Source organism: Cryobacterium sp. PAMC25264 (genome assembly GCF_019443325.1).
In the GTDB taxonomy this organism is placed as follows: Bacteria; Actinomycetota; Actinomycetes; order Actinomycetales; family Microbacteriaceae; genus Cryobacterium.
Genome location: NZ_CP080383.1, coordinates 1,213,920 through 1,226,760, shown reverse-complemented (window position 1 = coordinate 1,226,760; position 12,841 = coordinate 1,213,920). Strand labels below are relative to the sequence as shown.

Sequence of the window (12,841 nt, the reverse complement as noted above, 5' to 3'; positions counted from 1 at the left end):
CTCCCCCGTACGCGGCACTGTGCCATTCGCGCTGTAGGCTCGTCAGCGGTTCGAAAGCTGGGGGACGTGTGACATCGGGGAACGGCGCGGCAGGGAACGACCCGGAAAACATCGGCGCCGACCCAGGCCGGGAACCACGAACGGATCCGTCCCTGCCGGACCCGTCGCAGCAGGCCTCCCCGCCGACTCCCTCGAGGCCCGACTCCTCCCGACCAGGACCATCTCGGCCGGGTGCGTCCCGGCCGGGCACGTCACGGCCGGGCCTGTCCCGACCCGGCACTCCGCTCAACCGCATCGTCACGACCACGGCAACCCCAGGGTCCACGGCCGGAGCAGGAGCTCACACGTCCATTCCCCGTCCCCTGGACACTCGTCCGGCGGCAGCAGCCGCCACCCCGCCCGGCGCCGGCTCGCCCGGCGCGACCACGCCCCGCCCCGCCGCCTCGCAGACAACGACGCCAGGCCGCCGGCGCGACATCCAGGGCCTCCGTGCCCTCGCGGTGATCGCCGTCATCCTCGATCACGTCATCGTCTGGCCGGGCGGCGGCTTCGCGGGCGTGGACATCTTCTTCGTCATCTCCGGATTCCTCATCACCGGCGTGCTGCTGCGCGAACACGAGCGCACCGGGCGCATCTCCCTGCGCACCTTCTACGGCAACCGGCTCCGCCGCATCCTGCCGGCCGCGGCGGCTGTGCTGGCGGTCACCACCGCCCTCGGCTACGTCCTGTTCAACCAGACCCGGGCGCTCTCCACCGCCTGGGATGCGCTCTCGGCTCTCTTCTTCGCCGCCAACTGGCGGTTCACGGCCGTCGGCACCGACTATTTCCACGCCACCGCGCCCGCATCAGTGCTGCAGCACTACTGGTCGCTGTCGGTGGAGGAGCAGTTCTACCTGCTGTGGCCGGTGCTGCTGATCGTGGCTCTCGGCGCCGCGAGCCGCCGCCGTCGCGGGTCGGGGCACACTGGACGCGACCGAGCGCGCGGCCGCCGACTGCTCGGCGCGGTCGCCGTCGTCATCGTGGCCGCCTCGTTCGGCTACGCCGTGTGGGAGACCGCGACGAACCCCACGGTCGCCTACTTCTCCACGTTCTCCAGGGTCTGGGAACTCGGTGTCGGCGCCGCCCTGGCGATCGCGGCCCCGCTGTTCCTGCGGATGCCGCTGGCCGCCCGGATCGTCCTCGGCTGGGCCGGACTGGCCGGCATCGTCGCCTCCTTCGCCGTCGTCACCTCGAGCCTGCCCTTCCCCGGCCCGTGGGCCGCCCTTCCGGTGGGCGCCACCGTCCTCGTGATCGCGGCCGGCATCGGCGGCACGCAGCGCAACCTGTTCCCGCTCACGAACCCGGTCAGCGTGTACCTCGGCAACATCTCGTACTCGCTCTACCTGTGGCACTTCCCGGTCTTCGTGTTCCTCACGCTGGTACTGCCCGAGGCCTCCACCACGACCACCTTGCTCGTTCTCGGCAGCACCCTGGCCGTGTCGGTCGTGTCGTACTACCTCATCGAGCAGCCGCTGCACCGCTCGCCCTGGCTGCGCGGAACCGGGCCACGGGTCGACCGCCGGCTCGCCTGGCGGCGCTGGCGGGAACGCTACGGCACACAGTTCATCATGTCGGCCCTGGGCGCATTCGTCATCGTGGTCGTCGTCGCCGTGTCCTTCGAGGTGCACGACCGCCCCTTGACTCCTATCGCCGCGCCCACTGCAGAAGCGACGGATGATGTGAACCCCGAGGTGGCGCTGCAGGCCGACCTTGCGGCCGCGGCGACGGCCACGACCTGGCCGGACAACCTGTCGCCGTCACTGGACCAGGCCATGGCCACGACCTCCACCAACAACCCCGCTCGCGCCTGCTTCGACGTGGGCGGCACACCCGACTTCGGCCGCTGCACCTGGGGCGACGGCAACGCTCCCCAGCACATGTACCTCGTCGGCGACTCCGAGGCGCTCTCCTACGCGCCGGCGTTCAAAGCCATCGCCGAAGCCAGCGACGGCCAGTGGCGCATCACCACCATCGGCCTCTACGGCTGCCGGTTCACCGAGGTGCTCGTCGCCAACGACGGCGCTGGGGTGATGGATGCCTGCCCGCAGCGAAAACTCGACATCACCAACCACATCTTCGCCGACGCCCCCCAGCTCGTGGTGGTCGCCAACGCCTTCGCCGAGGGGCAGGACGACAACCGCCGACCGCTGTCGGTCGCCAGCATGGTGGCCTCCACCCTCGCCGAAACGGCGGGCTACAACGCCGCGGGAAAGATCGTCTACCTCGCGCCGCCGCCGCTCGGTGCCGAGCTCGGACAGTGTTATTCGACGGTGTCGAGCCCCCAGGACTGCGCCGTCGGCGTCGGAGCGACCTGGCAACAGTTCGCCGCGGCGCTCTCGGCTCCCTCCGGCACCGGCGACCACTTCGTCAGCTCCCTCCCGTTCAGCTGCGCCGACGGGGTGTGCCCGGCCTTCGCCGGTACCATTCCCACGAAGTACGACACCGTGCACATGACCCCGGCCTACGCCGAGCGTGTGGCGCCGGCCATCCGCTACGCTCTGCAAACAGCCGGAGTCATGTAGCTCCGGGTGGGGCACGGGCCGACAATCACGGCCCCGGTATAGTCGGTGCTGGCGCCAGCGTTGGCGCAGAACTCGTCCGCGAAAGGCAACACGTGCCCCGGTTAGATCTCCCCCTGTCCGACCTCGAGACGTATCGGCCTGAGGTGGCCGAGCCGGCCGACTTCGACGCGTTCTGGCAACGCACCCTCGCCGAGGCCCGCCGCTTCGACGCGGCTCCCACGCTCACCCGGGTCGACTCACCGCTGAGCGAGGTGGAGGTCTACGACGTCACCTTCGCCGGATTCGCCGGCGACCCGATCAAGGCCTGGTTCCTGGTGCCGACCGAACGGCCCGGTTCCGAGCAGACGCGGCTACCCACGGTCGTGGAGTACAACGGCTACGGCGGCGGTCGCGGCTTCCCGCACGAGCGGCTGGCCTGGGTGGCCAGCGGCTACGCCTACCTGTTCATGGACACCCGCGGGCAGGGCAGCTCATGGGGCTCCGGCGGCGACACCCCCGACCCGCACGGCAGTGGCCCGGCCTCCCCCGGCTTCATGACCCGCGGCATCCAGGCGCCCGATGACTATTACTACCGCCGCGTGTTCACCGACGCCGTGCGCGCCATCGACGCTGTGCGCACCCTGGACCGCGTCGATCCCGAACGCGTGGCTGTGTGCGGCGGCAGCCAGGGCGGCGGCATCGCCCTCGCCGCCGCCGGCTTGGCAGAGGGCCTCATCGGCGCGATGCCCGAGGTGCCGTTCCTCTGCCACTTCGAACGTGCCGTCGGCATGACCGACAACGACCCGTACCACGAGGTCGTGCGGTACCTCTCGGTGCACCGCGACCGCGTAAAGCAGACCTTCGCCACCCTGGCTTACTTCGACGGTGTCAACTTCGCCAAGCGCGCCACCGCGCCGGCGATCTTCTCGGTGGCCCTGCTCGACCCGATCTGCCCGCCGTCCACAGTGTTCGCCGCGCGAAACCACTACGCCGCGGATGCCGAGATCGAGGTGTACCCGTTCAACGAGCACGAGGGCGGTCAGGGCTACCACTTCGAGCGTCAGGCCGCCTGGCTGGCCCGCCGGCTGGCCGACTGACCTGCCCAGCGCCCAGCTGCCGCTCACTGGTCCCATCCGGACAACTGCACCCGGCGCACCGGGTGCAGTTGTCCGGATGGGGACCAGATGGGGCGAGCCGACAATGTGCGGGTCAGCGCGGGGGCGGCGGGATCTCACCGGAGCCGCGATGGATCAGCCGGGTGGGCAGCTCCACCTGGCTGGTGAACGAGTCCGGATCGGCCAGGTGCGCCAGCGCGAGCCGGGCCGCCGTGCGTCCGAGTTCCATCGGGTCGTACGCCACGACCGAGATCCCCAGGGCATCCGCCAGCTCGAAGTCGTCGAAGCCGATGAACGCCACGGGCGTCTGCAGGGTGCGGAGCACCCGCACAGCGCCGGCGCTGCCGCGGTTGTTGCCCGCCACGATGGCCGTGGGCGGGTCGGGCAGGTCCAGCAGGCTCTGCACGGCCAGCTCGGGCGAGACATCCGGGTCGTCGTCGAGCCGCTCCCACTGGGCGGTCTCGACGACCCCCACCTCCCGCAGGGCCTCTCGGTACCCGGCCAGGCGTTCCCGCTGGGTGTACATCGCGGACGGATTGCTGATGAAGCCGATCTTGCGGTGCCCGATGGCGGTGAGGGAGCGCACCGCCTCGGCCATGCCCTGGCGGTTCGCCAGCACCACGGAGTCGGCCAGGAGGTTGCGTGCCGGCCGGTCGACGCTGACGACGGGGGTGCCCAGCTGCCGCTCGCCCTCGAGGTAGGACTGGTCGTCGGCGATCGGGATGAGCAGCAGGGCGCGCACGCGCTGGGAGATCAGCGCGTCGACCACGCGTTCCTCGCTGTCCGGTGAGTCGTCGGTCGTGGCGAGCACCATGGTGAGCCCGCTGAGCGCGAGCTCACGTTCGATCCCCGCCGCCACGTGGAAATAGAAGGGGTTCTTCAGGTCGCCGATCACGAACGCGACGGTATTGGTCACCCCTCCGCGACGCAGGTTCCTTGCCAGGTTGTTGGGACGGAAGCGCAACCGTTTCGCCGCGATGAGCACCCGTTCCCGGGTGTCCACCGACACGTTCCCCGCCCCGGCGAACACCCGCGATGCCGTCTTGGAGCTCACCCCTGCGAGCCTTGCCACATCGGCCAGCGTCGCGCGTGATTGCGTGGTCATGGTGTCCCTTCGTGAACTGTGCCTCGGAACGGCTCCTGAGAACCATCGGAAGGCCGCTATGTCAACGTAGGACATTTTGCAGACATTGGCAATGAGAATATGTGCACCAACGCGTCGAGTTGCCCGCTACTACAGGGATTTTCGGGCCCATGTCGAGGATAAGACAGGAACGGACAACGTTGACATTTGCGTTTGACGTGCCGCCGAATCCGGGCCTAGCCTTAGGCCCAACAGCAACACCAGAGGTCCACGGGCGGGAAGTCGCGGTCGTGTCTCAACGGGTCAATGGTGATACCGATTAGGAGAAACAGATGGCAAAGAAGCTCATCATTTCCGTGGCCGCATTGGCGGCCACCGCACTACTGGCTGGATGCTCCGGGACAGCCCCGGCAGACGACGGCGCCATCACCGGCGAGATCACCGTCCTCACCCAGCGCACCGACATCGTCGACACCGTCTTCAAGGACTACGCCGCGCAATTCGAAAAGGCATACCCGGGCACCTCCGTCAAGTTCGAGGCCATCAAGGATTACGAGACCGACGTCTCCACCCGGTTGTCCTCGGGAAGCTATGGCGATGTCCTGCTCATCCCCAACACCGTCACCAAGGTTCAGCTTGCGCAGTTCTTCGAGCCGCTCGGCTCCGTCGAAGAGCTCGGCAAGACCTACCGGTTCGTGCAGGAGATGGCCTACGACGACCTGGCCTACGGCGTCGCCATCACCGGCAACGCCCAGGGCGTCATCTACAACAAGAACCTCTGGGCGGATGCCGGCGTCACCGAGCTGCCCACCACCCCCGCCGAGTTCCTCACCGACCTGCAGAAGATCAAGGACACCACAGAAGCCATCCCGTACTACACCAACTATGCCGACGGCTGGCCGCTGAGCCAGTGGGAAGGCAACCGCGCCGCCACCGGGGACAAGGACGCCTCGATCACCCTCGTCGACACCGACTCGCCCTGGAAGAAGGGCGAATACCACGAGATCGCCGACGGCCTGCTCTACGACATCGTCGCGCAAGGGCTGAGCGAAGAAGACCCCACCACCACCGACTGGGAATCCTCCAAGGCCGGGCTCGGCAGCGGCAAGATCGCCTCCATGGTCCTCGGCTCCTGGGCCATCACCCAGATGCAGGATGCAGCGGTGACCGCCGGTGGCAGCGCCGACGACATCGGCTACATGGCGTTCCCCAGTGCGGTCGACGGCCAGACCTACTCCACCATCGGCGGCGACTACAAGAACGCCATCAGCATCAACTCGAAGAACAAATCCACCGCCCGCGCCTGGATCGACTGGTTCGCCACCGAGTCCGGCTATGCGGCAGACCAGGGCGGGCTCTCCCCCGTCGTCGACGGTCCGGATCCGGACTCACTGACCGACTTCACGGCCAGCGGCGTCGAGTACCTCGAGCTCACCCCGGTGCCGGCCGAGAAGGCCACCTGGGAGAACGACATCCTGAGCGAGAGCGAGATCGACCTCTGGGGCCAGATCTACCGCCAGAAGATCGTCGACATCGCCCGCGGTGCCGCCGACGGCGACAAGGCCTCCCAGTTCGACGCGCTGAACAAGGCCTGGGCCGCGGCCAAGGCCTCCGTCGAGGGCTAGCCTCACCGCACCACGACGCAGTCCGGCTCGAAGCCGACGGTCGACCAGGTCCCACCCGGCCGGCCGCCGGCACCCCCGATCAAGAGAAAGGACGCTCGGTGTCCCAGCAACTGGCCCCGGCGAAAACGCCCGACCTGTTCCGCAGGTTCTCGCAACGCTTCGTCCGCACGACCATCAGCGCCAACGGCACGCGCAAGGATTCCATCGTCATGCCGTGGCTGTTCCTGGCCATCCCGCTCGCCCTCCTGATCACGTTCACCTACATACCGGTGGGCAACATGATCTGGTACAGCTTCACCTCCTGGGACGGCCTGGACAAGACCAAGGACGTCGTGGGGCTGAACAACTTCGTGAAGATCTTCACCGATCCCAAGTACTGGCAAGTCTTTGTGGTCAGCCTGTACTACTTCGGTGCGTCGTTCCTGCAGATGGCCCTGGCGCTGTACTTCGCCACCCTGCTGAGCTTCAAGACCCGCTTCCGCAACATGTTCAAGGGCATCCTGTTCTTTCCGTACCTGATCAACGCCGTCGCGATCGCGTTCATCTTCCTGTTCTTCTTCCGCCCGGGCGGAACCCTCGACGCCGTGCTCGGCTTCGTCGGGCTCGGCGAGCTGTCCACCCAGTGGCTGGGCAACCCGGATGTGGTCAATTACTCCCTCGCCGGCGTCGCCATCTGGCGGTACATCGGTCTCAACTTCGTGCTCTTCCTCGGCGCCATCCAGTCCATCCCCGGCGAGCTCTACGAAGCCGCCGAGTTGGACGGCGCCAACAAGTGGCAGCAGTTCCGCTACATCATCGCCCCGGGCATCAAGCGCATCATCAGCCTGTCCTTCATCCTCGCCATCGCGGGCAGCCTCTCGGCGTTCGAACTGCCGTACATCATCACGGGCGGCACCAACGGCAGCATGACCTTCGTCATCCAGACCATCCAGACCGCGTTCGTCTACCGCAAGGTGGGCCTGGCCTCGGCCATGGCCGTCATCCTGCTCATCATCGTGCTGCTGGTCACCTGGCTACAGCGCAAGCTCGTGCCCGACGAGAAAGTGACCCTGGCCTCATGATGCGTTATCTCGGAACGACGGGAAAGTACGTCTCCCTGATCATCGGCTCCCTCGTCGCGCTCGTGCCCATCGTGGTGATCCTGTTCGCCTCGCTCAAGACCAATGTGGAGTACGCCGCCACCGGTCCCCTGATCCCGCCGTCGAACTGGTTCAATTTCGCCAACTTCGCCACCGCGTTCGTCGACGGCCGCATGATGCTCGGCTTCCTGAACACCACGATCATCGCGGTGGTCTCGGTCAGCGGCACCATCCTGATCGGCACCATGGCCGCCTACGTGCTCGACAGGTTCGAGTTCAGGTTCAAGAAGCTGGTCTTCGGCCTGTTCCTGATCGCCACCCTGGTGCCCGCCGTCACGACCCAGGTCGCGACCTACCAGGTCGTCAATTTCTTCCACCTGGTCAACACGCATGGCGCCGCGATCATCCTTTTCATGGGCACCGACATCGTCTCGATCTACATCTTCATCCAGTTCATGCAATCGATCCCGCGCTCCCTCGACGAGGCCGCCATGCTCGACGGCGCGAGCCGCCTCGGGGTCTACTGGCGCATCATCCTGCCGCTGCTCGGACCGGCCATCGCTACGGTCGTGATCATCAAGGGCATCGCCGTCTACAACGAGTTCTATATCCCCTACCTCTACATGCCCGCGCAGGACCTCGCCGTGATCAGCACCTCGCTGTTCCGCTTCCAGGGCCCCTACGGCGCACAGTGGGAAATAATCGCAGCCGGCATCATGATCGTCATCGTGCCCACCCTGATCATCTTCCTGTTCCTGCAGCGCTTCATCTACAACGGCGTCACCTCCGGCGCCACCAAATAACCGCCCCTCCCCTACGCAGCACCGACACACGACCACGCACTCACGCTATGTCTGGAAACACCATGCCGATCTCGTCACTGCCCACCCACACCCCCGCCGTCCGACTCCTCGACGCCGACTGGAGCCTCACGGCCCTGACTGGGCCGGCGCCGGCGCACATCCGCCGGCTCACAGTACCGGCCACCGTGCCCGGCTCGGTGCACACCGACCTGCTGGCCGCCGACCTCATCCCCGATCCCTACCTCGACGGCAACGAGCAGCTCCTCTCCTGGATCGGCCTGACCGACTGGCGCTACAGCACCACCTTCTCCTGGAACCCGGCCGGAGCCGACCGCTCTGAACTGGTCTTCGCCGGCCTGGACACCATCGCCGAGATCGAACTCAACGGGGTTCTGCTCGGCACCACCCGTAATATGCACCGCAGCTACACCTTCGACGTCGGCTCCAGGCTCAAGGCCGGTCTCAACGAACTCGTGGTCGTGTTCCGGTCCCCCGTCAAGGCCGCGGATGCCGCCAGCCTCGAACTCGGGTACCGCCCGCACGTCAACCACCACCCGTACAACGCCATCCGCAAGATGGCGTGCAGTTTCGGCTGGGACTGGGGCATCGACACCTCCACCTCCGGCCTGTGGAAGCCGGTGTCGCTGGTGAGCTGGTCGACGGCCCGCCTGACCGCCGTGCGTCCCATCGCCACCGTTCAGACCACCACCGTGCAGACCGCGGCCGGAGACACCTCCAGCCACAGCGCCGGAACCGTCGATGTGCACGTGGACATCAGCCGGGCTACGGATGCGCCCGTGAGTCTCACCGCCTCCGTCGCCGGGGTCAGCCGCACACTCGAACTCCCCGCGGGCGCCACCAGCGCCACGGTGTCCCTCGAGGTCCCCGAGGTCGATCTGTGGTGGCCGACCGGGTACGGCGAGCACCCGCTCTACGACGTCGTCGTCACCGTGCACGACGCCGACACGGCCGGCGAACTCGATCGTTCCCGCACCCGTGTGGGCTTCCGCACCGTGGAATTCGACACCACGCCCGACGCCGCGGGCACCCCGTTCACCCTGGTGATCAATGGCCAGAGCGTCTTCGTGCGGGGCGCCAACTGGATCCCCGACGACGCCTTCCCGCACCGGATCGACCGGGCTCGCTATCAGCGGCGGCTCGAGCAGGCCGAGTTCGCCCAGATCAACCTGATCCGGGTCTGGGGCGGCGGCATCTTCGAGAGCGACGATTTCTTCGACCTCTGCGACGAGAAGGGCATGCTCACCTGGCAGGACTTCCTGCTGGCCTGCGCCGCCTACGCCGAGGAGGCGCCGCTCGGCGACGAGATCGAGGCGGAGGCCCGGGAGAACGTCGCCCGGCTGGCCGCGCATCCGTCGCTGGTCGTGCTCAACGGCAACAACGAGAACCTCTGGGGGTTCGAGGAGTGGAACTGGAAGCTGCGCCTGGACGGCAAGACCTGGGGTGCCGGTTTCTACTACGACGTGTTCCCTGCGATCGTCGCCGAGCTCGCGCCGCACATCGGCTACACGCCCGGCAGCCCGTTCTCGCCCGTCGCCGGGAGTGTCCAGAACGACCTGCACCCCAACGACCCCGAGCACGGCACCATGCATATCTGGGACCTGTGGAACCAGCGCGACTACCCCGACTACCGCGACTACGCGCCCCGCTTCGTCGCCGAGTTCGGCTGGCAGGGACCGCCCACCTGGTCGACGCTCACCGAGTCGATCCACGACGAACCGCTCACCCCGGAGTCGCCCGGCATGCTCGTGCACCAGAAGGCCATGGAGGGCAACGTCAAGCTCACCGACGGCCTGCTGCCGCACCTGCCGCTGCCGAACGAGATCGGCGACTGGCACTGGGCGATGTCGCTGAACCAGGCCACCGCGATCAGTACGGCCATCGAGCACTTCCGTTCCCTGGCCCCGCACTGCATGGGCAGCATCGTCTGGCAGCTCAACGACTGCTGGCCGGTCACCTCCTGGGCCGCCGTCGACGGGTATGGCCGGCCGAAGCCACTGCTCTACGCGATCAAGCACGCCTACGCCGACCGACTGATCACGGTGCAACCCCGGGGCGACGGCCTGGCGGTCATCGCGGTCAACGACTCCGCCGAACCCTGGAGCGGGCAGCTCCGGGTGCGGCGGTACACAGACGCGGGCGTCGTCCTGGCCGAGCACGCCGAGCAGGTAACGCTGCCGGCGCGGTCGAACGTGACCGTGCCGCTGCCCGCATCCGTGTCCGCGACAACGGATGCGGCAGCGGAGCTCCTCCGCGCCGAACTCGGCGGCGTGCGGGGGCACTGGTTCTTCACCGAGGCCCGCGACAGCACGCTTTCGGACTCCGCTCCCGAGGTGCTGGCCGAGCGCACCTCGACCGGGTACACCGTGCGGGTCACCGCGGCCTCCCTCACCCGCGACCTGGCCCTGCTGGTGGACACCGTCGACCCCGATGCGCTTGTGGACGACATGCTCGTCACCCTGCTGCCCGGCGAGAGCGTGCTCTTCACGATCGCCTCGGTACTCGACGTGGACCCCGCGGCCTTCACCGCCCCCACCGTGCTGCGCAGCACCAACCAGTTGGTGCGGCCGTGACGGTCATGTCCTCCGGCGCCTCCGCATCCGTCTTGGCCGGCGACGTGTTGGCCCAGCCGGTCTGCGGCATGACCTGGGGCTGGACCGGCGTGCGCGGAGAATGGGCGACCGCCGCGGCCGCCGACTCGATGCGGCTCATGGCCGACCTCGGCGTCAACTGGACAGCGGTGGCCTACGCGGCCGTACAGGACACCGCCCAGTCGGAGGAGATCCCGTTCGGCGAGGCACCCACGGTCACCGACGACGAGGTGCGCTGGGCCATCAGAGAGGCTAAGTCCCACGGGCTGCAGGTCTGCCTGAAGCCCGTGGTGAACTGCGCCGACGGCACCTGGCGCGCCTACATCGGATTCTTCGACTGGGAGGTTCCCGGTGAACCGGGCTGGACCGAGTGGTTCCGGTCGTACACGGCGTTCATCCTGCACGCGGCCCGGCTCGCCGAGGAGGAGGGCGCCGAGATGCTCTGCATCGGCTGCGAGATGGTACGCGCCGACAGCCAGGACGCCCGCTGGCGCACGCTCATCGCCCTGGTGCGCGAGGTGTACAGCGGCCTGGTGACCTACAACTGCGACAAGTTCCAGGAGGACCACGTCACCTGGTGGGACGCCGTGAACGTCATCACATCCAGCGGGTATTACCCGATCGGGAGCTGGGACCTGGAGCTGGACCGGATCGAGCGGGTGGTCACCGCCAGCGGCAAGCCGTTCTTCTTCATGGAGGCGGGGTGCCCGAGCCGCACCGGCTCGCCTGCCAAGCCCAACGACTGGTCCCTGTCTGGTGGACCGTCCGGCGCCGAGCAGCTGCGCTACTACGAGGACATGTTCGCGGCCACCGATCGGCGAGAATGGATGCGCGGCTTCATGCTCTGGGACTGGCCCGCCACCCTGTACCCGGCAGACGCCGCGGCGCAGAATGACGACTACTGTGTCTACGGCAAACCGGCCGCGGCGTTCCTGGCCCGCACATACCGGGCCCTCACTCCCCCCGCACCAGCTGCAAGAACGGACCACCCATGAGCGCCCCCGCCAGCTCCCTCACCATCGACGCCGGACAGACCGGTATCCGGGCCCGGCTGCACAGCGCCACCGGTGAGGCCGTCCAGTTCCAGTTCGGCGGCATCCGCACCGACAGCGCCCTGGTCCCGCAGCTCGGCGACGTCGTCGCCCAGGTCGCCTCGACGACGGACGAACCGATCTTCACCGTCAGCGCGGGCATCTCGGGATTCTCGAAGGCCGAGACCGACCCGGCCGAGCTGCGGGCAGCGGGCGCGAGCCACGGGGTGCACGAGGTGTTCCTCGCGCACGACTCCGTCACCAGCTACCTCGGCGCCCTCGGCGACGAGCTCGGCGTGGTGGTCGCCGCGGGCACCGGCGTCGTCACCCTGGCGGTAGGCTCGACGGAGGTGGCCAGGATCGACGGCTGGGGCAACCTGATCGGCGACGCCGGCAGCGGTTACTGGATCGGCCGGGCGGCGCTGGATGCCGTGATGCGCGCCTACGACGGGCGCGGGCCGGCCACGGCGTTGAGCGCCGTGATGCGGCACGACTTTCCCAACATTGAGATGGCCTACCTCGATCTGCAGGCCGATCCGCTGCGGGTCAGCCGCATCGCCGCCTACGCCCGGCGGGTCACCGAACTGACGGCGACGGATGCCGTTGCCGCGCGTATCTGCGACGACGCGGCTGCCGAGCTGGTGCTCTCGGCCGCCACCGGGCTGCGCCGGGTGGGCCAGGCCGACCGCCCCGACCCCGTGGTGTGCGGGATCGGCGGGGTGCTGCGCACGCCGGAGATCGCGGTCCGGTTCGAACGGGGGCTGCGAAGCATCTGGCCGCAGGTGGACATCCGACCGCCGGGCGCCAACGCCCTCGACGGTGCCGAGTACCTGCCGCGGCTGGCTCCGACCAGCGCCCTGCGCGACCGCCTGGCCACCTCGATCGGTTGACCGCCCCGCCCGTCTGATCACCCGGTTCTCACCGCCGGTCCTGAGCGCCCTGAGCGCCCCTGGGC

At 68.2% G+C, this 12,841-nt stretch carries 9 protein-coding genes; 8 read left to right on the top strand and 1 reads right to left on the bottom strand.

Annotation, left to right across the window (positions count from 1 at the left end):
• Nucleotides 1-68: 68 nt before the first annotated feature.
• Both KY500_RS05590 and KY500_RS05585 read left to right on the top strand, forming a co-directional pair.
• Nucleotides 69-2,561 carry an acyltransferase family protein gene (locus tag KY500_RS05590; protein WP_255579825.1) on the top strand — a complete coding sequence of 831 codons (2,493 nt, stop codon included), beginning with the start codon at nucleotides 69-71 and terminating at the stop codon, nucleotides 2,559-2,561.
• Between the two features lie 92 nt (nucleotides 2,562-2,653).
• Nucleotides 2,654-3,637: an acetylxylan esterase gene (locus KY500_RS05585; protein ID WP_219902683.1), complete on the top strand. Its 984-nt coding sequence runs from the start codon at nucleotides 2,654-2,656 to the stop codon at nucleotides 3,635-3,637.
• A 112-nt stretch (nucleotides 3,638-3,749) separates the two neighbouring features.
• Here KY500_RS05585 and KY500_RS05580 read toward each other — a convergent pair whose 3' ends face one another.
• Nucleotides 3,750-4,760, bottom strand: coding sequence for a LacI family DNA-binding transcriptional regulator (locus KY500_RS05580; RefSeq protein ID WP_219902682.1), 1,011 nt, complete (start codon nucleotides 4,758-4,760; stop codon nucleotides 3,750-3,752).
• Nucleotides 4,761-5,071: 311 nt separating this feature from the next.
• Between KY500_RS05580 and KY500_RS05575 the strand changes: the two genes are divergently transcribed.
• The 6 genes from KY500_RS05575 to KY500_RS05550 all read left to right on the top strand — a co-directional run bounded on the left by KY500_RS05575 (nucleotide 5,072) and on the right by KY500_RS05550 (nucleotide 12,776).
• Nucleotides 5,072-6,364, top strand: a complete 1,293-nt coding sequence (locus tag KY500_RS05575) for an ABC transporter substrate-binding protein (RefSeq protein WP_219902681.1) — start codon at nucleotides 5,072-5,074, stop codon at nucleotides 6,362-6,364.
• A 173-nt stretch (nucleotides 6,365-6,537) separates the two neighbouring features.
• The gene (locus KY500_RS05570; protein WP_255579919.1) at nucleotides 6,538-7,425 is read left to right on the top strand and encodes a carbohydrate ABC transporter permease; all 888 of its coding nucleotides are present in this window, start codon (nucleotides 6,538-6,540) and stop codon (nucleotides 7,423-7,425) included.
• The gene (locus KY500_RS05565) at nucleotides 7,422-8,246 is read left to right on the top strand and encodes a carbohydrate ABC transporter permease (RefSeq protein ID WP_066594938.1); all 825 of its coding nucleotides are present in this window, start codon (nucleotides 7,422-7,424) and stop codon (nucleotides 8,244-8,246) included. Before KY500_RS05570 ends, KY500_RS05565 begins: the two co-directional genes overlap by 4 nt.
• 47 nt (nucleotides 8,247-8,293) lie before the next feature.
• A complete protein-coding gene (locus KY500_RS05560; RefSeq protein WP_219902680.1) occupies nucleotides 8,294-10,837 on the top strand; it encodes a glycoside hydrolase family 2 protein in 2,544 nt (847 codons plus the stop codon).
• Between the two features lie 68 nt (nucleotides 10,838-10,905).
• Nucleotides 10,906-11,850, top strand: a complete 945-nt coding sequence (locus KY500_RS05555; protein WP_219903304.1) for a 1,4-beta-xylanase — start codon at nucleotides 10,906-10,908, stop codon at nucleotides 11,848-11,850.
• Entirely contained in the window at nucleotides 11,847-12,776 is a 930-nt protein-coding gene (locus KY500_RS05550; protein ID WP_219902679.1) for an N-acetylglucosamine kinase, read from the top strand. The genes KY500_RS05555 and KY500_RS05550 overlap by 4 nt, the downstream gene beginning before the upstream one ends.
• The last annotated feature ends 65 nt before the right edge of the window (nucleotides 12,777-12,841 follow it).

Excerpts from the sequence above, each read along its gene's own strand:
- KY500_RS05580 (WP_219902682.1), bottom strand. The coding sequence starts at position 4,760 with ATGACCACGCAATCACGCGCGACGCTGGCCGATGTGGCAAGGCTCGCA.
- KY500_RS05575 (WP_219902681.1), top strand. The coding sequence starts at position 5,072 with ATGGCAAAGAAGCTCATCATTTCCGTGGCCGCATTGGCGGCCACCGCA.
- KY500_RS05565 (WP_066594938.1), top strand. The coding sequence starts at position 7,422 with ATGATGCGTTATCTCGGAACGACGGGAAAGTACGTCTCCCTGATCATC.
- KY500_RS05560 (WP_219902680.1), top strand. The coding sequence starts at position 8,294 with ATGTCTGGAAACACCATGCCGATCTCGTCACTGCCCACCCACACCCCC.
- KY500_RS05555 (WP_219903304.1), top strand. The coding sequence starts at position 10,906 with ATGACCTGGGGCTGGACCGGCGTGCGCGGAGAATGGGCGACCGCCGCG.
- KY500_RS05550 (WP_219902679.1), top strand. The coding sequence starts at position 11,847 with ATGAGCGCCCCCGCCAGCTCCCTCACCATCGACGCCGGACAGACCGGT.